General features: G+C 33.7%; 19 protein-coding genes and 1 pseudogene. 16 read left to right on the top strand and 4 right to left on the bottom strand.

The window, feature by feature from the left end; translation table 11 throughout:
• The first annotated feature begins 2 nt into the window (after positions 1–2).
• From N4A68_05910 to N4A68_05900, 3 genes are all read left to right on the top strand, one after another.
• Complete coding sequence (locus N4A68_05910) at positions 3–1,547, top strand: SPFH domain-containing protein (protein ID MCT4563840.1); 1,545 nt, start codon at positions 3–5, stop codon at positions 1,545–1,547.
• A gap of 233 nt (positions 1,548–1,780) precedes the next feature.
• Complete coding sequence (locus tag N4A68_05905) at positions 1,781–3,007, top strand: MFS transporter (protein MCT4563839.1); 1,227 nt, start codon at positions 1,781–1,783, stop codon at positions 3,005–3,007.
• Positions 3,008–3,071: 64 nt separating this feature from the next.
• Entirely contained in the window at positions 3,072–4,148 is a 1,077-nt protein-coding gene (locus N4A68_05900) for a hypothetical protein (GenBank protein MCT4563838.1), read from the top strand.
• A 93-nt stretch (positions 4,149–4,241) separates the two neighbouring features.
• Here N4A68_05900 and N4A68_05895 read toward each other — a convergent pair whose 3' ends face one another.
• Complete coding sequence (locus N4A68_05895; GenBank protein MCT4563837.1) at positions 4,242–5,645, bottom strand: FtsW/RodA/SpoVE family cell cycle protein; 1,404 nt, start codon at positions 5,643–5,645, stop codon at positions 4,242–4,244.
• A complete protein-coding gene (locus N4A68_05890; protein ID MCT4563836.1) occupies positions 5,632–5,976 on the bottom strand; it encodes a helix-turn-helix transcriptional regulator in 345 nt (114 codons plus the stop codon). The genes N4A68_05895 and N4A68_05890 overlap by 14 nt, the downstream gene beginning before the upstream one ends.
• 403 nt (positions 5,977–6,379) lie before the next feature.
• Between N4A68_05890 and N4A68_05885 the strand changes: the two genes are divergently transcribed.
• The 10 genes and pseudogenes from N4A68_05885 to N4A68_05840 all read left to right on the top strand — a co-directional run bounded on the left by N4A68_05885 (position 6,380) and on the right by N4A68_05840 (position 19,127).
• Positions 6,380–6,931, top strand: a complete 552-nt coding sequence (locus tag N4A68_05885; GenBank protein MCT4563835.1) for a DUF421 domain-containing protein — start codon at positions 6,380–6,382, stop codon at positions 6,929–6,931.
• Between the two features lie 360 nt (positions 6,932–7,291).
• Positions 7,292–8,992, top strand: coding sequence for a peptide ABC transporter substrate-binding protein (locus N4A68_05880; GenBank protein MCT4563834.1), 1,701 nt, complete (start codon positions 7,292–7,294; stop codon positions 8,990–8,992).
• A 105-nt stretch (positions 8,993–9,097) separates the two neighbouring features.
• Entirely contained in the window at positions 9,098–10,042 is a 945-nt protein-coding gene (locus tag N4A68_05875) for an ABC transporter permease (protein MCT4563833.1), read from the top strand.
• A gap of 18 nt (positions 10,043–10,060) precedes the next feature.
• Positions 10,061–10,978, top strand: coding sequence for an ABC transporter permease (locus N4A68_05870; GenBank protein MCT4563832.1), 918 nt, complete (start codon positions 10,061–10,063; stop codon positions 10,976–10,978).
• Between the two features lie 14 nt (positions 10,979–10,992).
• Positions 10,993–11,952 (top strand): annotated as a pseudogene (locus N4A68_05865) (ABC transporter ATP-binding protein).
• A 99-nt stretch (positions 11,953–12,051) separates the two neighbouring features.
• Positions 12,052–13,008: an ABC transporter ATP-binding protein gene (locus tag N4A68_05860; GenBank protein ID MCT4563831.1), complete on the top strand. Its 957-nt coding sequence runs from the start codon at positions 12,052–12,054 to the stop codon at positions 13,006–13,008.
• A gap of 69 nt (positions 13,009–13,077) precedes the next feature.
• Entirely contained in the window at positions 13,078–16,314 is a 3,237-nt protein-coding gene (locus tag N4A68_05855) for an alpha-mannosidase (protein ID MCT4563830.1), read from the top strand.
• A 147-nt stretch (positions 16,315–16,461) separates the two neighbouring features.
• Positions 16,462–17,406: an ROK family glucokinase gene (locus tag N4A68_05850; protein ID MCT4563829.1), complete on the top strand. Its 945-nt coding sequence runs from the start codon at positions 16,462–16,464 to the stop codon at positions 17,404–17,406.
• 55 nt (positions 17,407–17,461) lie between these two features.
• Positions 17,462–18,133 (top strand): FadR family transcriptional regulator, encoded by a 672-nt coding sequence (locus N4A68_05845; protein ID MCT4563828.1) that lies wholly within the window; start codon positions 17,462–17,464, stop codon positions 18,131–18,133.
• A 16-nt stretch (positions 18,134–18,149) separates the two neighbouring features.
• On the top strand, positions 18,150–19,127 hold the full coding sequence (locus N4A68_05840; GenBank protein MCT4563827.1) for a class I mannose-6-phosphate isomerase: 978 nt from the start codon (positions 18,150–18,152) through the stop codon (positions 19,125–19,127).
• A gap of 145 nt (positions 19,128–19,272) precedes the next feature.
• Here the strand turns inward: N4A68_05840 and N4A68_05835 are convergent, their stop codons facing one another.
• Positions 19,273–19,524: a YobA family protein gene (locus N4A68_05835; GenBank protein MCT4563826.1), complete on the bottom strand. Its 252-nt coding sequence runs from the start codon at positions 19,522–19,524 to the stop codon at positions 19,273–19,275.
• A gap of 675 nt (positions 19,525–20,199) precedes the next feature.
• Between N4A68_05835 and N4A68_05830 the strand changes: the two genes are divergently transcribed.
• From N4A68_05830 to N4A68_05820, 3 genes are all read left to right on the top strand, one after another.
• Positions 20,200–21,762 (top strand): BCCT family transporter, encoded by a 1,563-nt coding sequence (locus N4A68_05830; protein MCT4563825.1) that lies wholly within the window; start codon positions 20,200–20,202, stop codon positions 21,760–21,762.
• Between the two features lie 146 nt (positions 21,763–21,908).
• Positions 21,909–22,877: an acetyl esterase gene (gene aes / locus N4A68_05825; protein ID MCT4563824.1), complete on the top strand. Its 969-nt coding sequence runs from the start codon at positions 21,909–21,911 to the stop codon at positions 22,875–22,877.
• 97 nt (positions 22,878–22,974) lie between these two features.
• On the top strand, positions 22,975–24,345 hold the full coding sequence (locus tag N4A68_05820) for an alpha-L-fucosidase (protein ID MCT4563823.1): 1,371 nt from the start codon (positions 22,975–22,977) through the stop codon (positions 24,343–24,345).
• An 82-nt stretch (positions 24,346–24,427) separates the two neighbouring features.
• Here the strand turns inward: N4A68_05820 and N4A68_05815 are convergent, their stop codons facing one another.
• Positions 24,428–25,276, bottom strand: a complete 849-nt coding sequence (locus N4A68_05815; GenBank protein MCT4563822.1) for a polysaccharide deacetylase family protein — start codon at positions 25,274–25,276, stop codon at positions 24,428–24,430.
• Positions 25,277–25,557: the final 281 nt, after the last annotated feature.

Below are 25,557 nucleotides of genomic sequence, written 5' to 3'. Positions count from 1 at the left end.
CTATGCCGATTGCAAACTTTATTATTCCAGGTATTATAGTAGCTGTAATTATTATTTTAGTTGTAAGTATTTTAAGTATGTGGAGAAAAGTACCTCAGGATAAGGCTTTGATAGTTACTGGTTTGAAAAAGAGAGTTATTTCTGGGGGCGGGGGAATGGTTATTCCTTTATTTGAACGTACAGATATAATTTCTCTAGAAAACATGAAGATTGATGTTCGTACTGAAGGGGCACTAACAGAACAAGGTGTTGACATAATAGTTGATGGAGTTACCGTTATAAAAGTTAAGTCCGATGAAGAATCTATATATTCTGCTGTAGAGCAGTTTAATACTGGTAAAGAAGCCAATACTATAAACTTTATCAAGGCCACAGCTAAGGACGTTCTTGAAGGTAAGCTTCGTGAAATCATTTCAAAGATGACAGTGGAAGAAATATATAAGGATAGAGAAAAATTTGCTTCCCAAGTTCAAGAGGTTGCTGCACTAGACCTTGCCAGCATGGGATTAGAAATAAAAGCATTTACGATAAAAGATATATCCGACGTGAATGGTTATCTTAAGGCCCTAGGTAAGAAGAGAATTGCAGAGGTAAAGAGAGATGCAGAGATTGCTGAAGCAAACGCAAAGGCTGAAAAGGACATCCAAACTGCAGAGGCTGAAAAACACTCTAAAATAAATACTGCTGTGGCTAATAAGGAAGGAGAAAAAGCTAGGATCGAAGCGGAAACTGAAATAGCAGAGTTTAATAAAAATAAAGAGTTAAAGGTTCAAGCCTATAAAAAAGAACAGGAAACTGAAAAAGCTAAGGCTGACCTTGCTTATATCATCGAGGAAAACAGAGTTAAGCAGGAAGTAACTGAAACCGAAATGGCTGTTGAGCTTTTGAAGAAGGATAAAGAAACGGAAGTAGCTGAAAAAGAAGCACTTAGAAAAGAACGTGAGCTTGAAGCAAGCGTTAAAAAGCAAGCCGAAGCTCAAAAATATAAGCAAATACAAGAAGCTGAAGCTAGATCAAGGGCTATGACCTTAGAAGCAGAGGCCCATAAGTTTAAAGTGATACAGGAATCCGAGGCTAAATCACAGATGATCAAGCTTGAAGGTCAAGCAAAGGCTGAAGCCATAAGACTGGAAGGTCAAGCTGAAGCTGAGGTCATCAAACAAAAAGGTAAAGCTGAAGCCGAAGCAATGTTTGAAAAGGCCGAGGCATTTAAGCAATATAATGAAGCAGCTGTTATACAGATGTTAGTTGAGAAATTACCAGATATAGCTAAGAGTATGGCTGAACCTCTTGCAAAAACAGAGAAAATTGTTATTGTTGATAACGGTGGTGAGGGTAAATCATCGGGGGCATCAAAGGTATCTGGCTATGTTACAAATATGATATCTCAGGTTCCCGAAACCGTAGAAGCTATCACAGGAATTAATTTATTAGAATTATTAAAAAAGAGCCCATGTAAGGAAATCGCTAAGCTTGAAGAAAGTAATATAAATGAAGAAATAGTAGCTAAATCTGAAGAAGTTATTGAGGCAGAAGAAATAAGTTAAGAAATATATATGATAAAGCAGGACCAATCCTATTGATTTAATAGGTAGTCCTGCTTTATTAATGAGAATGATTAAAGATAAACAACTTCAAAGTCTAATATATTTTAAGTCTTAATGTTGTTTATCTACAGTTGACATTCATGTGATAAAGTAGTATTTTATTGAGTGAACACAATAAAATACATACCTATATACTCATATACTATATAGCTATAAAAGAGGGGAAATACAGTATGCTAAAAAGGATTAAAAGACTCAATAGAACCCAGATGATTTATTTCTGCATTATTGCTCTTACTGCGTTGGGTTTGGGTTTTAGTAACAATGTAATGTCAAATTATTTTAAAGAAGCCTACCAGGTTACGCCATACCAAAGGGGATTAATTGAATTCCCAAGGGAATTACCCGGGGCACTTGTCATATTTGCTATTGCTGCGTTATCTTTATTTTCAGATATTCGCATTGCCATGTTGGCACAAATATTAAGTATTATAGGTATTTCAGTACTGGGTTTTATTACACCGCCCTTTGGTATCATGTTGATTTTTATATTTATTAACTCATGTGGAATGCATATGTTTATGCCTATTCAAGACAGTATAGGGATGTCACTGATTAAGGATGATAATATTGGTAAAAGAATGGGAGAATACAAGGGAGTTACAACAACATTCACAATGATTTCTAGCGTATTGGTATTTATAGGCTTTAGAACTGGATTTTTTAGCTTCACAACTAAAATAAAGTGGATATTTGTTATTGCAGCATCAATTTTACTGATAGTACTTATTTTACTTTTCTATTTAGAAAAGTTCATGGGAGAAACCATTAAAAGTAGTAAAAAAGTAAATTTTATTTTTAGAAAAGAATATAAATATTATTATATTTTAGTGGTTATGTGGGGTGTGCAAAAGCAGATCATGTTAGTCTATGGGCCATGGGTTCTGATTGATATTTTAAATAAAAGGGCTGATACACTTGCTATATTAAGCATAATCGGATCCTTTATTGGAATGTTTTTTATACCTGCACTTGGGAGATGGATCGATAGATTTGGGCTTAAAAAGCTTCTATACGTTGATGCACTATCCTTTATATTTGTTTATTTAATATATGGATTGTTGAGTGCCGGATTTGCAACAGGGAAATTAGCAGTTATAGGACTTCCAGTATTGTGTGCATATGCACTGTTTATAGTAGATAAAATGTCTACCCAGATGGGTATGATTAGGACTATTTATCTGCGTTCAATTGCGGTAAAAACTTCAGATATTACTCCTACATTATCCTTAGGACTCAGTCTAGATCACATAGTATCCATTATTTGTGCTTGTTTAGGAGGTATTGTATGGAGTTTGTGGGGACCACAATATATATTCTTTTTAGCAGCATCACTTTCTCTAGTGAACCTATATGTTGCTAGTAAGGTACAAGAAAATAAGAATAACAAGTGTGTTTAATTAAGATATTAAGAAGCAGGGTGATTTACTTAAAGATATTTAAGGGTATAGGGGTGAATTAGCAATGGTCGAAGAAAAAAAATTTAAGATTCCCTACAAAAGAATAGTAGTTATAATTATAATAGCTTTAATAGTCCTTAAAAGCTATCAGCATTTCAAACCCCGTGATCTGATATCCATAATTGGCGAAGAATACCTTTTTAATCTAGAAGAGGTAAAAATACATAGATGGGGTGGAGTATATTCAGCTTCATATGATTATAATATAGAGGATACAGAGGATATAGAAGGCTTAATAAAACTAATTAAATCAATTAGGGTTAGGAGATATTTTATCGGTAATGGTGTTATATATGATGGAAACATAGATGATGTCAGCTTTAATAACGGTGAAAGTATGGTCAGGATAGAAATAATAGGGGAAGGGTATATTATGCTTGACATATTTCCCGACGATGCAAGTTATAGAAATTACAAGATAATTGGAGATATAGATACAAGCACTATTGATAGGATAATAGACAAAAAATCCTTGCAAAATATAAGTGGTGATAAAAGTCATTTGATTGATATCTATGAATTAGATGAAAATGCTTATATGGATTATATATTATCTGATAAAATCCATATGTACAAGAAACTGTCAAGCAAAAGAGTAAGTGACGAGGGTACTGAATTAATCATGAACCATGTTAGTGACCCCATAGACCATGAAGGAAAATTTAGAGATAGAATTAAAGAACAAGAAATTGAAATAACATCGGATAGGATTACTATTGATGATATGGTGGTACTAAAGACTCCTTTGAAAGAAGGAAATAATTGGGACACCAATGTTGAACTAGCCATGAATGGTGTTTCTAAAACCCATAAAGCCACTGTTAGTATACAAGAAGTAACTGATAAAACAGTTACAACTCGGCTAGTAGTACCAAACCTAGAGGGTTATAAAGATAAAGAATATGTTAAAATACAAAAATATCAAAGGAATTTTGGTTTAATATACGAGAGTTATAATGATCAGTATGGACTAATACATGAAATTAAGCTAGAAAAGGTTTATAGGAATGATATACATGAATTTATAGACCCTAGAGAATTCATGAAATATAATGATTTAGAAATAATTGAAGATAATTAACTATATAATAATCATTAAGGGGACTGGACTCAAGGAGTTATTTTGAGGCAGTCCCTTTTTTATAAATAAGGATAACTTATAATAAAAATATAGTTATAGATTTTGCTTTTTAAACCATTTATTTTTAAAATTAATAATAAGCTTTCCATCATCAATATAAATTATATCATTTTTCAGTACCGGACTAAGTGAGGTATTAGCTACAGTATTGCTCCTTCTGTATACGGATAGAATCAATCCCAATAGCCCCATGGTAAAGACAAGGCTTAAGGAGCCATAGGATAAAAATGGAGGAGCTTGAGTAATGATAATATAAAATCCTATGTTAAATAGAATAGAGCAAACAAATTGTAGGGTTAATATGGATACACAACCTAGGGATAGTAATTTGCCCAAGATATTTTTTTGACTCAAAGATATCCTATATAGCCTATATAGAAGAAATAGTATCAAAGCACCTACTATAATAGCAGGAATATACCCTAATTTACCTATTAGAAAGGTGAAAGAAAAATCACTATTCCATCCAGGTAGTAATGCTTCTAAAGGTTTGTTTTTAATAGATATGGAACCAAAGGGTCTAGAGTTACGAATAGTTTCTCTTACAATAGCCATTTGATAGTCTTCTGCATTAGCATCCTGGGTCCAAATAAATAGGGATAATAATCTATTAAATCTATAGGGGGATTGGACTATCATAATAAAAATACTTGAGATAAAAGTAATGATTGTAGGTATATAAACTAAGCTAAGTCCTAATTTAGTATCACATCTAAATAAGCCACTTTTAATTGCTGAAGTAAGAATGACTAAACATGAAATAATTAATATAAGGGTATTGCTAATAGATGGAATTCCAAGGGCTATAATAAATGCTGGCATACAAACTATTCCCGAAAGAAGAATTCCTAAATACTTCATATGGCTAAGTCTGTATACTAGGCCTGAAAAAATAGGAATAAACAATAACGAAGGATAATATGCATAAAATATTGATCCATATACCATAGGTGAAGTCATAAATATTACTATCATAAGCAATATATAAGATATGTAAAGTATCCAAGCGTATTTCCTTAATAAAGTATAATCAAAAAAATATGCCACAGCAAATATCATAATTCCTATTGGAGCATATACAAGAAATTTACTAAAAAATACTGCTTGACTATTACCAGAAATAGACTCAATATTACTGAACATGTATTGCATTATACCACTTATCAAAAGAAAAAGTCCTGTGGTTATTAATACAGACCACTCTACTAAGGGTTTATGGGCTTCATTTAGCTCTTTGCCAACTAATAAGGGATCACCCATATCTTCTATGGATTTAATTAAAGCCTCATCTCTATCCATTCCCCTTGATATGTATTCATCTCTTTGGTCTTCTATATGATCATTAAGCTCCTTTCTGATTTGCTTATGCATCTTTTTTACTCTTACTAATTCACAAACTTGATCTAAAAATTTTTCCTTATTATTAGAATGTTTCAAAGTTAATACCTCCTAAAACTTTATTTACCCCCTCGGTATAGGTAGACCATTCCTGACGCTTTTTATCTAATAGCCCTTTTCCCGTATCTGTAATACTATAGTATTTACGCTGCTTCTGATTCTCGGCTTTTTTTTCGTAGGAAATCAGGATTCCTTGTTGTTCTAGTTTGTGAAGAAGAGGATACAATGTACCTGCTTTTAGGGTGAAGACATTCTCAGAGCGAAGTTCCAGTTGTTCAATCATTTGATATCCATACATATCTTCGCTGCTTAAAAGTTTGAGGATTAACATTGTTGTACTTCCAGATACTAAACTTTTATCAATTTTCATAATTACCTTCCTTCCATATATAGATGATCTACATATATTATATATAGATCATCTATATAAGTCAAGATAAAAATGCTTGGAGAAATAGATCAGTGTATTGATGGTATTAGAAATTCTTAAGTAAGCAAATTCCATAATTACTTTCTATAAAAATCCTTAAAGCTATACCATCAAATATTCTTATATCCTAAGCAATTGAATCAATGAGGATATTCCCATATTAGACTTAGCCAAGTAAGCGTTATGTAATTTCCTCAAGTATGCAAGGGTGGAATTCAATAGGAATAAAAAACAAGTAAATTAAAATAATATTATTAACCCCAAATTGTTCATAGGAAGCTTGAAAATATTTAAGGTAGTTTTGATATTGCTAATAATCACTATTTATATAGGAGTTGTTTATATGCCCTTTTTATTAAAGCCCATTGTTCTTTATATTGTAGCAGTAATTTTACTTAGAATAACTGGCAGACGATCAATTGCTCAGATGACTATTTCACAAACCATCTTGATTATTTCCTTAGGGGATATAATCGTTGAGCCCTTTGCAGATAAAGATGTGAAAAAGGCCATAACCGTTGCTATTATTTTTTCTATTTTACTTATTCTATTTGAAGTTTTTGAATATCATTTTAAAGGGTTTAAAAAGGTTGCTGTGGGAAGAGAAAAAGTCATAGTAAAAGATGGTGTCATAAATAAGGAAAATATGAAAAAGCTAAGGTTTACAAATGATGAGCTATATTCTAGAATGCGACAAGAAGGAATAGATAAAATAGGATATTTAAAGCGAGCCACACTAGAGCCAAATGGAGAGCTAGGATATGAATTAACAAAGGCCGCCCAGCCAATCACCGTAGAAGATATGGAATTTATACTCAATAAGATACTCAATAAATATGAGGGAACTACAGAGCATATAGATTTAGTTAAGGAATTGGAAAATAAGGATAAATAAATTATAGAAAACAAAGGGAAAACGCTTACTGTTATAAAAATCGAAGTAAATGGAAGCACAATAAAGAAAATTAACAAAATTCAATGTTGTTAATGAAAATAATACATGTTAATATATACCTATAAGCTATCATACAGGTATATAGCAATATAGGTTTTAGAGAAAATGAATAGTTGTAGAAAATGTCAAAGCATTGTTTTCAGAACTTACATAGACATTGGAAGGAGGTTTAAATTTCAAATTCATAGGTATCTAATTTTGGTATGTAATGTAGATACTATAAATTACATAATATGATTAGATTGTAGGCTTGTATATGTCCAGTAGTAAAGAACTGAAAATTTTAAGGGGGACTATTTTATGAAAAAATCTATATCAATATTAATCGTGGTTGTTATGATATTTGGGCTAGTATTATCTGGTTGTAGTAATAGTACTACAAGTAATAGTACACCGGTAGATGACAATAGCAATAATGAAGTAAGTAAAGATAACAAAGAACAACCAAAAGATGAACAGGTTCTAAATCTTGAATTTGCCGATGATATGTCATCACTTAATTCAACGACTATGGCAGAATCCTATGCAAACACAATAATTATGGAAACCCAAGAGATGCTAGTAAGGATGGAGGGTGGAAGCTTGAAGCCGGCAGGAGCTGAGAGCTGGACAACTTCAGAGGATGGATTAAAGTGGACATTTAAGCTCAGAGATTTCAACTGGAGCGATGGAACGAAAGTAAAGGCTCAGGATTATGCCTACGCCGTACAAAAGATGCTTGATCCTACTAATGCTTGCCCAAATTCAGCTATGTTTTACTTTATAAAGGGAGCAAAAGAATATAATACAAGCACAGGTAAAGCTGAAGATGTTAGTGTAAAAGCTTTAGATGAGAAAACTGTGGAGTTTACACTTAACTATCCTGTACCATATTTCCTACAATTAATGAATTTTGCAAATATTGTTCCAGTTAGAAAAGATATATATGAAGCCTGTGGAGATACATATGGGCAAGATGAATCAAAGATGATATTCTCTGGCCCCTTTGTTGTTAAAAAGTGGGTTAAGGGTTCTAAAATAATACTTGAAAAAAATGAAAATTACTGGGATGCGGATAAAGTAAAGCTTCAGACAGCTATTATTAATATTGTTAAAGAAGAACCAACAAAAATGAAAATGTTCAGTACTAAGAATTTAGACCTAGTAACAGAAGTTAAGGGCGAATATAATAATGTTCTAAGGGAAAAGTCTGAGGCTAAAGAAATAACAGCTGTTGAAGGATATTCCCCAAGATCAGCAGAGATTATTTTCAACACACAGGATAAGTCAGGGTTCTTTACCAATCCCAAAATAAGATTGGCATTTTCATTGGCTATAGATAGAGACGCCTACATAAAAAATATTGCTAAGGAAGATGTGGCCGCTTATGGTTGGGTGCCAAGGGCATTATTATTAGAAGATAAAGAATATAGAGATGTAGTGGATGGCCCCCTAAAGGCAGTATTAGATAAAGATCCTAAGAAGCTTTATTTAGAGGGCTTAAAGGAATTAGGGTTAGATGAGAGTAAAGAGCAGGAGGTTACCTTCTTACTAAGAAACTCAAGTACAAAGGAAAGATCAAAGGGTGAGTTTTATCAAGACCAGTGGGAGAAAAAATTGGGAGTTAAAGTAAATGTAGATGTAGCTAGTGATAACGCGACCTTTAATCAATCAGTAATGAAGGGTACATACCAGATATGCCAGTCAGGATGGGGTGCAGATTATAATGATCCTATGAACTTCCTAGAGATGTTTGAGACTGGCTGTGGTAATAATGGTCCATTCTTCAGCAATGAAGAGTATGATGCACTTATAGATAAGGCAAGGAAAGAAGGAAGTAGAGATAAGAGATTTGAGATATTTGAAAATGCAGAAAAGATTTTGATTGCAGAGCAGGCTGCAATAGCTCCAATCTCTTATGCTAAAAAAAGTTCCTACATACAGAACTATGTTAAAGGAATAGAACTCCCTTCATTTGGCCCTAAATTTGAATTGAAGAATACCTATATTGAGGGAAAATAATAAGAAGGAATATAAGCCGTAATTAAGAATCATAAATAAAGAAAAATCCTATGTCAGAAGGCTATTCTGACGTAGGATTTAATTTTAAAGGTCAGGAGGATAGCTATGGCAAGATATATTTTCAAAAGGCTATTATATGTAGTCCTAACATTATGGGTTATTATAACAATAACATTCTTTTTAATGAATACATTGCCGGGAGATGCACTGCAAACAAGTACGAAGCTTTTACCTCCGGAGGTAGAACATAATCTCAGAATAAAATGGGGACTTGATAAACCCATATTTACAAGATATGGACTTTATCTAGGGAATGTCATTAAGGGGAACTTTGGGGAGTCAATGAAGACACCGGGGATGACCGCAAATGACATATTTAAGGATAGATTTCCTGTATCTGCTAGATTAGGAATTCAAGCCGTTTTTATTGCATTGGTCATTGGAATTAGCTTTGGAATAATTGCGTCCCTTAATAGAAATTCATGGATTGATTATATGGTAATATTTATTGCAATACTGGGAGTAGCAGTGCCTAGCTTTGTAATAGCAGCTTTACTTCAAAAATATCTATCAGGAGGTATTCTTCCTATAATAGGATGGCCTACAGAAAATATTTGGCTCACAGGCTTTAAATATACTGTTCTTCCTACCTTGGCATTGAGCTTTGGAGGAATAGCAACCTATTCAAGATTTATGAGGAATTCGGTTTTAGATGTTAAGAGTCAAGATTACATACTTACCGCTGAAGCCAAGGGGGTATCACGCTTTAATATAGTGAGAAAGCATATCTTGAGAAATTCTATAATCCCAATTGTCACTATTGCAGGGCCTCACTTTGCGGCAATCTTGACAGGCTCATTTGTAATCGAGAGGATTTTCTCAATACCAGGACTTGGTGAATACTTTATTGAAAGCATAAATGGTAGAGATTATACCATGATCATGGCCATGACAGTATTCTGTTCATTTTTATTTATAATTTCATTATTAATAGTAGATATATTATATGTACTTATTGATCCTAGGGTCAAAGTAGCTAATGAGAGGTAGGTGAATTATATGGAAGCGATGGAGAGTGTTGATAGAAAGGATTTTGTGATAGTAGGCTGTGAGGGATCTCAAAAGGAAGCTATTCAAAGACCGAACATTGGCTATTGGCAGGATGCATGGAGAAGATTAAAGAAGAATAAAGTAGCAATGATATCTTTGGTAATATTATTTCTGATTACCTTTATGACCATATTTGGGCCATATTTTACTAAGTATGGTTTTAGAGAGCAGAATCTTGATATAACAAATAAAGCCCCCTTTAGTGATCACTGGTTCGGCACAGATGAGCTTGGAAGGGATATCTTTGCCAGAATATGTGTAGGCGGTAGAATTTCGATGTTAATAGGTTTCGTTGGTACTACGATATCCTTAGCAATAGGCTGTTTATATGGCGGTGTAAGTGGATACTTTGGGGGCAAGATAGATGAAATAATGATGAGAATAGTAGAAATACTTGTGGGTATACCATATATGATAGTCGTAATCCTTGTCTCTGTAGTTCTTGGTAAGGGGGTAGGTTCTCTAATAATTGCATTATGTGTTACGAGTTGGACTGGATCTGCTAGACTTATAAGGGGTCAGGTTATACAGCTAAAGGAATCAGAGTATGTGATGGCAGCAAGGGCACTGGGATCAAAGCCTATGCGAATCATTTTTAAACATCTCATTCCAAATACTTTAGGACTGATAATAGTAAATATGACCTTTGAAATACCAGGATTTATCTTTGCTGAAGCATTCTTAAGCTTTGTAGGGTTAGGTGTCCAGCCTCCGAATACAAGCTGGGGAGCAATGGCATCTATTGGTCAGCAGCAAATGGATTTCTTTCCCCATGAGTTATTATTCCCGGCTATGGCAATAAGCTTGACCATGTTTGCCTTTAATCTATTGGGAGATGGATTGAGGGATGCCCTTGATCCTAAGCTGCGACAATAAAGGAGGAAGGTATTTTGGAAAATATACTAAAAGTAGAGAATCTCAGGGTTTCCTACCATACATATGCTGGAGAAGTTCAATCCGTAAGGGGCATATCATTTAACTTAAGCAAAGGAGAAATATTGGCTATAGTAGGGGAATCCGGTTCCGGTAAAACAGTAACAGCTAAAAGTGTATTGAGATTAATAAAGGAGCCCGTAGGAGAGATTAAAGAGGGAAGTAATATTACCTTTGAGGGAAAAGATATTTTGACTTTGAACAGAAAGAACCTAGAGCAATATAGGGGCGGAGATGTAAGTATGATTTTTCAAGATCCCATGACATCTTTAAATCCCACTATGAAGATTGGTAAGCAAATTTGTGAAAGTATAATGATTCATAGAAATATCAGTAAAGAGGATGCAGAAAAAGAAGCAATAAAAATGCTTAAATTAGTTAAAATTCCCAATGCAGAAACAAGGATCAATGAATATCCATTCCAGTTTTCTGGAGGTATGAGACAAAGAGCTATGATAGCAATAGCATTAGCCTGTAATCCTAAGGTCTTGATAGCAGATGAGCCGACTACGGCATTGGATGTTACTGTACAAGCGCAGATAATGGACTTGATAAAGGAATTGCAAGGGGAATTGGGAACGGCAATCATGCTGATTACCCATGATCTAGGTGTAGTGGCTGAAAACGCACACAAGGTTGCAGTTATGTATGGAGGAATGATAGTTGAAAGAGGCTTGGTCCATGAGATATTTAATAATCCACAGCATCCATATACAGTGGCTCTTTTGAAGGCGATTCCAAAGCTGGATATGAACAGTGATGAAAGGTTAATTTCAATTGATGGAACACCACCGGATCTTGTTGCACCACCAAAGGGATGTGCCTTTGCACCAAGATGTAAGTATTGTATGCCAATTTGCAAAAAAAAGATACCGGATATTACCGATGTATCTGATACCCATAAAACTATGTGTTGGCTTAACCACGAATATGCACCTTCAGTTGATTTAAGTTTAGGTGCTGATGATGTAAAGATCAGCTCAGTACAAAGGAAAGATGCTATTAAAAAAGAAAATATAAAAAAAACCCATAGCTTGATTGAAGTTAAGAATTTAAAAAAATATTTTAAAATATCTAAGGATAAGGTACTTAAGGCAGTAGATGATGTTTCATTTGATATAAAAAAAGGAGAGACCCTAGGAATTGTAGGGGAATCTGGTTGTGGGAAGACTACTTGTGGTAGAACTATACTGGAGCTTTATAAGCCTACAGCCGGACAGGTTCTTTTTGAAAATAAAAATGTATATGGTATGAATAAAATGGAAAAAAGAAAATTCATGAAAAACGCCCAGATGATTTTTCAAGATCCCTATGCATCCTTGAATCCAAGGATGACGGTTTCAGATATAATATGTGAGGGAATAGATATTCATGGACTTTATAGTGGTAAGGATAAACTTAGCAGAGTATATGAATTATTAAACATGGTAGGACTCAATAAGGAACATGCAAATAGATTTCCCCACGAGTTTTCAGGGGGACAACGGCAAAGGATAGGTATAGCTAGGGCCTTAGCTATAGAACCTAAGTTTATTGTATGCGATGAGCCAATTTCTGCATTAGATATGTCTATACAGGCACAGGTTGTTAATCTTTTATTAGATTTACAAAATAGATTTGATTTGACCTATATGTTTATAGCCCATGATCTTTCTATGGTAAAGTATATTTCAAATCGAGTTGGGGTGATGTATCTAGGGTGTATGGTTGAATTAGCAGAGAGTAGAGAGCTGTATAGTAATCCTCTACATCCATATACCAAGGTATTGATGTCGGCTATTCCCACTACGGATTTAGAATTGGTTAAGAAAAAGAAGCACCTTGATGGGGGAGAGGTTTCAAGCCCAATAAATCCCCTTCCAGGCTGTAGGTTTAGAAATCGCTGCAAGTATTCCAAAAAGATTTGCTCTGAAGCTATGCCTAAAATGAAAAAAGTTGGTAATAACCATTATATAGCATGTCATTTATACTAGTAGGCTTTTGGTATAGCACCTAAAAAAGGCTTGTTCCCTTAAGCTTACATTGGGAGAGGTAGGTAAATTATGGATTTTACATTAGGTAGAATAAAGAAGATATTAAATGAATTGAAGGATAATATATATTCAAGGGTAGTATTTATAGAAGAGATGTCCATGAAGGATGGTTTTTTTAGAAATATCCATGAAGTAGACCAAACAACGGAAAACTGGAGAACATATAGGTGTGGAGAATTCTGGGGTGGTATAGATAAGAATGCATGGCTGAGATTCAATATAAATGTTCCAGAAGAATTTAAAGGAAAAACTACTGCATTATATGTATCAACAGGCATAGATGATCTAGAAAAAGAAGAAACCACAATAAATCCTCAAATGCTTTTATATTTAGATAATAAAATAATACAAGGACTGGACATAAATCATAGGGAAGTCATACTTTCCCAAGAATCCCAGGGGGGAGAAAAATATCAAGCCGATATTAAGATTAATAGTGGCATGTATGACAGGAAATTTTCCCTTGAAGTTAAAATTGTCACCGTTGATGAAGAAACTAGAAAACTGTACTATGATATTAGGGTTCCCTATGAAGTGGCAAAAAATCTGCCCGACGGAGATTATACAAAGCTTAGAATACTAGAAGCATTAAATGAAACTGTTAATCATATAGATTTCAGAAGTCCCCATACCGAGTTATATTCTGAATCAATAAAAAGGGCAAATAAATATATTAATGAAGAGTTTTATAACAAGATGTGTGGGGCATCAAGTCCAACTGCCAGTATTATAGGTCATACCCATATAGATATCGCGTGGCTTTGGACAGTGGCTCAGACAAGGGAAAAAGTAGCTAGAAGCTTCTCGACTGTTCTTAATTTGATGAAACAATATCCTGAATACAAGTTTATGTCAAGTATGCCCCAATTATATAGGTTCCTAAAAGAGGATTATCCCGATATTTATGAAGAAGTTAAGGAGAAAATTAAAGAAGGGCGTTGGGAAGCTGAGGGTGCCATGTGGATTGAGTCGGACTGCAATCTAGCTTCTGGGGAGAGTCTTGTGAGGCAGATACTTTATGGTACAAAATTTTTCAGAGAAGAATTTGGTGTCGAGTGTAATGTCCTATGGCTGCCCGATGTCTTTGGCTATAATGCAGCATTACCACAGATAATGAAAAAAAGTGGAATAAAATATTTTATGAGCTGTAAAATGGGGTGGAATGATACCGACAGAATGCCCCTTGACACCTTTTTATGGAGAGGATTAGATGGAAGCGAGATATTAACCCATTTGATTACCACAACCTATCCAAGGGCAAGCGTCACTTCCTATGCAACGGATTATAATGGGCAGCTATTCCCAGAAACGGTTATGGGAGCTTGGAATAAATACAGACATAAGATTCTAAATGATGATGTACTAATATCCTTTGGCTATGGAGATGGTGGGGGTGGGCCTACCAAGGAAATGCTTGAAAATCATAGGAGAATGGAGAAAGGAATACCGGGTTGCCCAAGGACAGAGGTATGTACGGTGAATCAGTATTTCAACAAGCTTGAAAAGAAAATAAAGGATTCAAAACATATTCCGAGGTGGAATGGGGAAATGTACCTTGAATATCATAGAGGAACCTATACTTCCATGGCCAGAGAAAAAAGAGGAAATAGGAAAAATGAAATAGGTTTATCTAATGCAGAAAAGCTCAATGCCATGGATATGATAATAAATAATAGTGATTACAAAAAATATGAATTGGATAGGAATTGGGAGATCCTATTAAGAAATCAATTTCATGATATTTTACCCGGTTCATGTATCAAAGAAGTGTATGAGGTAACTAAAGAAGAGCATGAGTTAATAGAAAAAAGCACAAAAAAAATGATAAATGAATCCGTTGATAATATTTGTAGTAAAATTAATTTGGAGCATGATAGCATAGTGCTATTTAATACCTTGTCGTTTAACAGAAAGGATATTATAGAGGCTGATATCCCAAGGGATTATGATAAAATAAGGATTGTCGATGGAAACAATAGGGAAGTTCAAAGTCAGATATTTAAAGAAGGAGATAATAAAAAAGTAGTTTTTTATGCTGAAGATATTCCCTCAAATGGTTATTCGGTCTATAATATAACTAATGATTTAGATGATTTTAGTGAATGCTGTGGGAATAGTACCGAGGAATTTAATATATCAAAGGATAGGATGTATAATAAATTTTTTGACATTAGGCTTGACAACAGGGGAAGCTTTACCTCTATATATGATAGGATAAACCATAGGGAGATACTCAAAAAATGTCACCGAGGCAATAGACTTCTAGCCTATGAAGATAAGCCAATGACCTATGATAACTGGAATATCAGTAATTATTATAAAGAAAAGGTATGGGAAATAGATGATGTAAAAAGGGTGCAGATCATTGAAGATGGCCCGGTGAGAAAGGTTTTAGAAATCGAGAAAGATTTTTCAAAGTCTAAAATAATTCAAAGAATAATCATATATAAGGATATAAACAGAATTGATTTTGATACATATGTGGATTGGAAGGAAACAGATGTTTTATTGAAGGCAAGTTTTCCTGTAGATGTAAATGCAACAAAGGCAGTGTTCGATATACAATTTGGTAATATAGAGAGAACGACACATAACAATACATCATGGGATCAAGCACAGTATGAAGTCCCTGCCCATAAATGGGTAGATTTATCGGAGTCTGGATATGGAGTAAGTCTTTTAAATGATTGTAAATACGGATATGATGTCAAGGATGAAAACTTAAATATTACTTTATTAAAGAGTGGGACCTATCCAAATCCTGATGCCGATAAGGAAGAGCATAGATTTGTATATTCCCTATATCCCCATGGTGGCGATTGGATAAAAGCCAATACCAATGCCATGGCATTATCCTTGAACACCCCTGTTATTAGTAAATATGAGAAAGCCCATAGGGGTTCTTTATCTGATATAATTTCATTTATAGGTGTTGATTGTGACAATGTATGTATTGATACAATAAAAAAATCTGAGGATGGCTGTGATATCATAATAAGGATGTATGAGTTTTGTAATAAACGTACTAAAGCTATTTGTAATACATTCTTTAATTTAGATGGTGTTTTTGAGTGTGATCTTATGGAAAATACAATTGAAACTATTGATCATGAAAATAAGTATTTTTCATTTGAAATAAAGCCCTATGAAATAAAAACATTTAGGTTAAAGATTAAATATGTAGATTCTAATTTAAGTTATAAGGCATATTCAAAAAATAAACTAGTCATCTCACTGGCCTTTTGATTCTTTTCGTAGTTACTGGGTCACTTACATACAGTGAGTATGCTCATGACTAAGTGCCTAGAAAATAATCGAAATTACTTCGTAACTTGACTGGTTTATTTTCTTCATATGCCTAGGCTGCTGAAAAATTATTTGGGGGGAAATCATATGTATATAGGTGTTGATTTAGGAGGCACAAATATTGCTGCAGGAATTGTTAGTGAAAGTGGGGAGTTAAGATATGAGAAATCAATTCCCACGAGGACAGAAAGGAGTACTGAAGAAATAATAGATGATATAAAGGGACTGATAAAAGATTTACTTAAGGAGTATGGTTTATCAAAGGATGAAATAAAGTCAATCGGTATAGGGATACCGGGATTAGCTGATAAACATGGAAATGTTATATTCTGTGTAAATCTTCGTTGGGAAAATGTACCCTTAGCTGCCATCCTGCAGGAGGAATTTAAAAAACCTATCTATATTGATAATGACGCTACTGTTGCTGCTTTGGCTGAATATAATTGTGGGATTATGATGGGGGGTCAAAGTGGCATACTGCTCACTCTAGGAACGGGAATTGGTGGAGGAATTATATTTAATGGGAAAGTATATAGTGGATATAATGGAGTAGGCTCTGAGATTGGACATATGGTAGTAGGGGAGAATTATTATGATTGTAATTGTGGAAGGAATGGATGTCTAGAAACCTTCTCTTCATCCACGGCAATCATTAAATATACTGAAAAGCTATTAGAAGAAAGTAAAGAAAAAGGAATGCTTTATAGAAAAATTAATGATGATTCCCAAGAGTTAAATGCAAAACTAATTTTTGATTGTGCAAAAGCTGGGGATGAACTTTCTAATAAGGCAGTAAAAAGACTTGTCAAATATTTAAGCCTAGGTATAATCAATTTAATTAATATTTTAGATCCACAGATAATTGCATTAGGTGGGGGCGTTGCCAATGCGGGACAATATCTATTAGATCTAGTAAAGGAAGATGTAAAGAAAAATCAGTATTATAGGGAGTTACCCATAGGTAAAATAGTATTGGCAGAGTTAGGAAATAAAGCAGGAATTATTGGTGCAGCTATGTTAGGAAAGCAATAGTGTTAGCCTATATTTTCCTACATAAATATATTTAATTGGGATGGAGGTAAAGATTATGATTGAAAGAACACTGCTCCATGATATGATCGTTAAAGAAATGAAAAAGATAATCAAAGAAAGCGATTTGCAAAATGGTGATAAACTTCCTACCCAAGGTGAATTGGTAAAGAAATTTGGAGTCAGTAGAACGTCCTTAAGAGAAGCATTAAGAACCCTACAAGCTTTAAACATAATTGAGGTCATAAATGGAAAAGGAATGTATGTAAAAAGTAATAGTTTTATATTTCAACACGAGGATGGCGATGAAGATAACAAAAAACAGCATTTGCTTCATGTTTTAGATGTCAGGAGAGCCCTAGAATTTTTATCTGTAGAGCTTGCAGTAGAAAATGCTACTGAAGAAGATATCAACGATATGGAGAGAAATGTGAGAATCATGGAGGAAAAGGCTAAAAAGGGAGAACCTCATCCTAAGTATGATAAGGCTTTCCATTATGCTATATATAAAGCATCAAAAAATCCAGTTTTGATAAATACCATAAATTATTTACACGACCAATTTGAGGTGCTGTGGGAAAACCCTTTAGGTGCGGGGGATGCTTTGACAGAAGGCACAGCTTATCATGTCCAATTATTTAAGGCCATAAAGGATAAGAATTTAAAGGTTGCTGAGGAAGCCTTTAATAAATTAATTGATCAGGTTGAGGTTATTATAAAAAATATATAGGCTGGGGGGGCGTATAATGTATCCTCTAAGATTCAAACATCTATATTTCGAAAAAATATGGGGTGGAAGGGGCTTAGAATCATTCAGATATGATTTGCCAGATGGCAATATTGGTGAGAGCTGGGATATAGCATGTCATCAGCACGGCACAAGTATTGTTGCTAATGGAAAATACGAAGGATTAAACCTTGATGAGTTGATTAAGCTAAAGGGAGAAGAAATATTGGGTAGTAATACATCCAGTGATCACTTTCCATTGCTAGTTAAATTAATAAGCACTAAACAAAATCTATCGGTTCAGGTACATCCAGATGATGAATATGCATCAAGAATGGAAGGTGAAACAGGTAAGACGGAAGCATGGTATATAGTGGAAGCTTCTGAGGGATCTAGTATTATTATCGGATGCAAAGAATGTACAAAGCAGTCCCTTAAAAGCTCTATTGATGTAGGACAATTTGCTGAATGTATGAATAAGGTATATGTAAAGAAAGGTGAAGTATATTTTATTAAAAGCGGACTTATACATGCCATAGGTGAGGGTGTTATAATTGCAGAAATACAGCAAAATAGCGATACAACCTATCGTGTTTATGATTATGATAGGGGTAGAGATTTACATATAAATAAAGCATTGGATGTAATTAATTTAGGACTTAGGGGTAAAAGAAGCGAAGGGCTTAGGGTGGAACGTGAAGGATATAGTAAGACCTTCTATTGTCTAGATGCCCATTTTGCATTGGACGTATATGATGTCGAAACAGCATGTGCCATTGAAAGTGATAAAGATAGATTTAATATTATTACATGTGTTGAAGGTGATGGTGAAATTAAATACAGTAATGGAAATGAAAGGATAAAAAAAGGAGATAGCTATTTAATACCGGCTAGCCTAGGAAAATATGAAATCATTGGGAGACTGAAATTCATAAACAGTTATGTTCCCAATATTAAAAAGGTTGAAAAAGAGATATTGTCTATAATAGAAGAATGATTGATTAAATGGGGAAATTGCATAATTGTAACTTGGCAAAATTGCATAATTACTTTCTACAGAAATTATGTACTATATATATTATACAACCTAGCCAAGTCAGAGTTATGCAATTTCCTCATGTAATAAGACTAGAATTTTTTTGTTATACTTTTAAACCATTAACTATTATTGCATTACCCTGGGGTGGAATACTTCTTGTTAGTATACCATTGAATATGATATCTACCCTTTGACCTACTTTAAGATCTTCAAAGGTCATTATTATTGTATGCTCATTAATAAAAAAAATATATTCAAAGCCTTTATTATCTACTATCAGTAATGATTTCTTGCCATTACTAACATTGATTCCCTTTATTATCCCGCTAATCATAGCATATTTGTCGTTTATCATCCTATCAAATCCCCCTTATAAACAGTAAACATACTAATATAATATGTATGAACTATATATTTGGGCACTATTTTTTCATAGATATATTAGTGTATTCTATATAGGTATTTTTTCTTCGTTGGTATCTGGTACTTCCTTCTAAAGTTACAGAAAAATATCGAATATATATAAAATTCTAAAAAATTTGACTATAATATGTTAAGTGTGTATAATTATGTATATAGATTTCCCAAAGTTAAACTTAATTTATACATCTCAAAATATCCGATGTTTCTAGGGAGTTTTGATGTGTACAAATTAACTGTTTAACTGGAATATCTATAGATAAGGCAATAAAGAAATCATTTCTATAGAATTGAATACATATTTAAATAGAGATTACGATGTAGGGGTAATTAAAATATGTCTATTACGTTGTTGCCTCTCAGTTTCAGCACGCCTCGAACTTCGGGTTTGTCAACAGCCTGAGCATTGATACAAATATCAATGCTTTTTATATGTAGAGAATACAATTTTGAAAAATGATTTATTTTGATAAAAAGTATTGAGGAGTACTAATAGTGCTTGAAGAAATAGTAGCGATAAAAGCTGGTATAACAATCCCACATGTTTATATAAGGTATGCAAAACTATGGTTAATATGAATAGTACAATGTAAATTTAAGGAGGATGTATATGTATAATGATAAAAAAGCACAGAAAGTCTTAACACCTTTATTTTTAATTTCTGCTTTTATTACTTCGGCTTTTGCCATTTGGGCCATCATATCACCTAATCAGCTAACCCTTTCCCTTTCGGTTATCCAGCAATTTTTTGTGATAAATTACGGCTGGTTCCTAATGCTTTTACCGGTTTTGTTTGCCATAATTTGTCTATTCTTCGGCTTTTCAAAAAAGTATAGGCACATTAGACTTGGTGGCACAGATTCTAGGCCAAAGTTTTCTACTTTTTCTTGGCTGGCGATGTTGTTTACAGCCGGAATAGGAATTGGAATTGTATATTTTGGAATCAATCAACCCTTGTATGCTTATTATCTTTCACCAATGGGGATCAGTAATACTAGTGTGAGTCAAATGGAAGCTGCTAGACATGCAATGGGCATGGGCGTATATCTTTGGGGAATAGGTGCATGGGTAATATTTAGTATTGCTGGACTGGTAGTTGGATATTTTGTTTATACCCATGGGGGAAAGTACCTACCAGGTGAAGCGATCACAATGGGATTTGGAAGTAAAAAATGGGCAAAACCCGTATCACAGACAATGAATATACTTTCAGTTGTTTGTGCGGCCCTTACCATTGCAACAACAATAGGTCTTGGGGTAATCCAAATGTCGGGAGGAATAAAAAAACTCTTTCTAATACCAGATAATATCTCATCAATTTTACCATTCATAATATTAGCTATTCTATTTGTACTATTTACCAGTGCCGCAGTAACACCACTACAAAAGGGTATGAAAATAATCGGGAATATCAACATGTATATGGCAATAGGTATAATGGTTTTTGTTATGGTATTTGGGCCTACAAGATTCATATTTGAGCAAATTGTTACTACCTTTGGAACCTTTATAGATACTTTAATAGTTCAGAACTTTGAGATGTATATATTCTCAGAACAGCAAAGTTTCGTTTATGATTGGGCTGCAACTGGATGGTTATGGTGGATTTCATGGACGCCATTCATGGGGGTTTTTGTTGCATCAATTTCCTATGGACGAACACTGAAAGAATATGCTATTGCCACAATGACTGCACCCGTAGCTTTTATGATATTGTGGATTTGTACATTTGGTGGAACCGCTATGTTGAATGTTATTCAAGGGGATGGGTCATTATCACAAATAGCAATGTCAACTCCCGATATGACTTTCTTTGCATTATTAGATACACTGCCATTCAGTCAGTTAACTACTATATTTACCCTAGTACTTATTTTATTTTTCCTCGCTACAACTTGTACTGGATGTTCGGTTTCCCTTAGTACAATGACAGACCTTGAAGGAAAAACGAATAGTGCTACTAGAGCAGGGGTATGGAGTGTACTTATGTCAATTATAGCTATTGCGGCAATTGTTGCAACTTTTAGAGGAGGCAATGATGCTTTCAACGGAATAAAAGCACTAGCAACGACAATGACGATACCCTATCTAGTATTTTTTATTATTTCAATCTCGGCCTTCATTAAACAAATTGTCGTAGATAATAAAGAAATGAGCAAGGAGGTTATATAAATGCCATATCAAACAAGTTTATCTACTAGTATTTTAGAGACTTCTTCAATATTTTTGCTATTAGCATTTTTATGGTGGAATGTAAAATTAATCATGGATGGTATAAATAAGTGACTTGATATTTTTAAAGACGAGGGGGGAACTATGTGCAAAAAAATAAGCTGAATGTATTTTCAAGGATGACAAAACAAATGAAAGAAGTTTTAAGGATACAGGATGAAAGAGCAAAGGATGCCTTTGTGACAGGTGATGATTTTGATGAGTTAAGAGAAGCATATGTGATAGAAAGAAAATATTGGAATGAAGGAGGCCCTAGTGTAGAAAATATAAGAAATATGACCATAAATGGGCCCCATGGAGATATACCAATACGCATATATTATCCAAATAAAAAAAGCATAAATAGCTGTTGTGTTTTCATTCATGGAGGAGGATTTGTAGTAGGCAATATGGATACCCACGATCGAATTATGCGTACCCTTTCAAATTATGCAGATGTTGCGGTAATTGGAATTGACTATAGACTTTCCCCAGAAAATAAATTTCCCGTTGCATTAGAAGAATGTGTGGCATTAGTTGAATACTTACATAATTATGGAGAGAACCATGGCATTGACGGAAATAATATATCATTAGCCGGTGATTCCGGGGGTGCGAGTCTTTCTTTAGCGACGACTTTATTTTTAAGAAATAAAAAAGAAGATATTTCTTATATCACATCATTAATTCTTTATTATGGAGGTTTTGGCTTGAAGGATTCTATGTCCATGAGACTTTTTGGTGGTCCATGGGATGGCTTAACAAGAAAAGATATTAATTATTATTGTAATTGCTATGTTAAAAATGAAGGGGATAAGGACAATCCTTATCTTGATTGTTTATCAGCAGATTTAACCTATGGCATTCCTTCAACTTATATTTGTGTAGGTGATTTAGATCCTTTATTAGATGATAGTTTGGCCTTAGAAAAGATTTTAACAGAAAATGGGATTAAATGTAAATGTGATGTGTATAAAGGTTTATTACATTCCTTTCTACATTATTCTAAAATATTAGAAGAAGCAAAAGATGCTCTGAAAAAAGGGGCAGAATTTATGAAAGAAAATAAACAATAATTCAGATGCTGCTTTTGTCATTCTTCTACGATGAATATGATTATATAATGGTAATGGCCTATACATATGAAAACATTTTGAGAAAGGGATGAAAATCATGGCTAACACCGCTAAATATCAACCAGATTGGTTTTCCTTGGACAGTAGAAAAACACCGGAATGGTTCTCAAATGCAAAATTTGGTATATTTATACACTGGGGAGTGTATTCCGTACCCGCCTGGAGAAGGATCAGTGATGAGAGATTTGGCTCCTATGGGGAATGGTATTATGCAAGCGTATATGGCGACTATAAAAACAATGATGAGGATTTTCATGGGAAAATGTATGGAAATGATTTCAAATACAGAGATTTTGCAAAGGACTTTGGGGCTGAACTTTTCAATGCAGAATTATGGGCAAGGCTTTTTAAAGAAGCAGGGGCTAGATATGTCGTATTAACCTCTAAGCATCACGAAGGCTATTGCATGTGGCCAACTACAAATAAACACAAAAAGAATTGGAGAGTAACTGATGTTGGCCCAAATCGTGATCTATTAGGGAATTTGACTGATGCCGTTAGAAGGGTAGGACTGAGGATGGGAGTATATTACTCAATTATCGATTGGGAAACAAATTGGAGTCATAGACCTAAGGGTGGATATTTTATACCAAAGAGAGATGTAGAGCTATATGGAATTGATGAAGATAGATATGTGGATGAAATATTGATACCACAATTAAAGGAATTGGTGAATACATATGAACCTGCTTTGATTTTTACGGATGGTGGAGAATGGGATTTTAGTGAAGAAAGAAGTAGGGTAAAGGAGTTTTTAGCTTGGCTATACAATGAAGCTCCAAATAAGGATGAAGTAGTTATTAATGATAGATTTTATGATGGAATGCCCGGCAGACATGGTGACTATTATAGTACAGAGTATAGGGATGTTGAAGGATATGGTTTTAGACATCCCTGGGAAGAAAGTAGGGGCATAGGTAAATCCTATGGTTTTAACAGAGCGGAGAATTTATGGGATTATAATACATCTGCCCAGTTAATACATGAATTAATTGAAATTGTTTCAAAGGGTGGGAATTTATTATTAAATGTAGGGCCCACAGCCGATGGTAGAATTCCTGTTATACAGCAACAACGGTTAAAGGATATTGGTGATTGGCTTAATATAAACGGGAAAGCCATCTATGAAACCCTACCATCTAACAGAGTACAATCAAATGATGAAGAAATTTTTGTTACTCAAACTGATATGTACAATTATGTAATTTGTACAAAATGGTTTGATGATGACATAAAGATTTGTCTCAATGACGATATTAAAGTACATAATATAAGTTTGCTTGGCTATGATGGTGATATTAAATATCATCAAAATATAAATACTGTTACAATAGAACCACCAGTCATTAGTCCAAATACATTTAAGCATTTACATGCCTATGTTTATGAATTAAAAATAGAAAAATGATCATAAGTATAGGTTGTAGCTTTGGGGATGCTTAAACTATATATGGTATATAGCTTTTGTAGAAGGTAATTATTCAATTTGCTCAGTTGAAAAAAGAAAATCTTCTATCTACTATTTTCTTGAATTTATTTAAAGATGTATTAGGTGATATGACATATCTTTTTAACTTTAGCATATCATTCCCTGGTTTTACAGTTCCAGATTTTGTTGTGAAAGCCATTTTGAAGTTTAAGTCATTCAGTATGGACATTGTATTCTTAGTGTATTGTCCGTAGGGATAAGCTAAATAGGTTGTTTCCAATAGCTCTTGTGTTTTTTTAAGATCAGCATAAACCACATCCTTAGGTTGTACAACTAAAAAACTTTTATTTTTAGCATCTAGCCTATGTAAGTCATTGGTGTGACTAGCATATTCAAATACATCTTTGGCTTCCTTCATTTCTTTCCAAGATAAATATTGTAGGGTTTTTGGATCAAACTTAGTAGGTTCATTGGTAATTAATTTAGTAATCATAAAAATTGAAGCTTTAAAGCCATATTCCTTTAAAACCGGATAGGCATATATATAGTTACTTTTATATCCATCGTCAAAGGTTATTACAATACTATTTTTAGGAAGCTTTATTTCGCCCCTTAAGAATTTCTCCAACTCATCAAGTGTAATAGCATTAAAGTTCTTATCGTGCAAATATTTCATTTGTTCTTGGAAATTTTCCACAGACAAGACAGAGTCATTGTTAGGAAAAGGGTTTTCTTCATTCTTTAAAAGATGATGATAACTCAAAATAGAAATACTTTTAGCCAACTCTACTTTGGATGAATCTGTTATTTCTTCATCAGTTTGAAAAATACTCTCCCCTGTTAATCCTGAAAACAACATTAAAAGTAAAACTAAAAAAAAGCCCAAATATACATAAGTAAATCTTTTCATATAATCCCCTTTCTTTGATACTGATTTTGCTATATGTAGTATAAAATATATTGATTTAAATTTTTGTCAAAATTTGTAGAAATATAGTCGTTTTAAGAAAAAATTAAGGAAAAAGTAAAAAGCATGGGAAGGGTGTATAGATTAAGAGGGGTGTTAAACTCTCCACAATAGAAAATATAGAACAATGTAAATCTTCTTAGAATAAAAAGCCCAAATATTGACAATGACAACTTTTTAGCATATGATTACTATGTAAGCTTACTTAGTAATCATATCTGAGT

It is taken from the genome of Maledivibacter sp., assembly GCA_025210375.1.
In the GTDB taxonomy this organism is placed as follows: domain Bacteria; phylum Bacillota; class Clostridia; order Peptostreptococcales; family Caminicellaceae; genus JAOASB01.
This window is presented reverse-complemented; position numbering and strand designations above follow the sequence as displayed.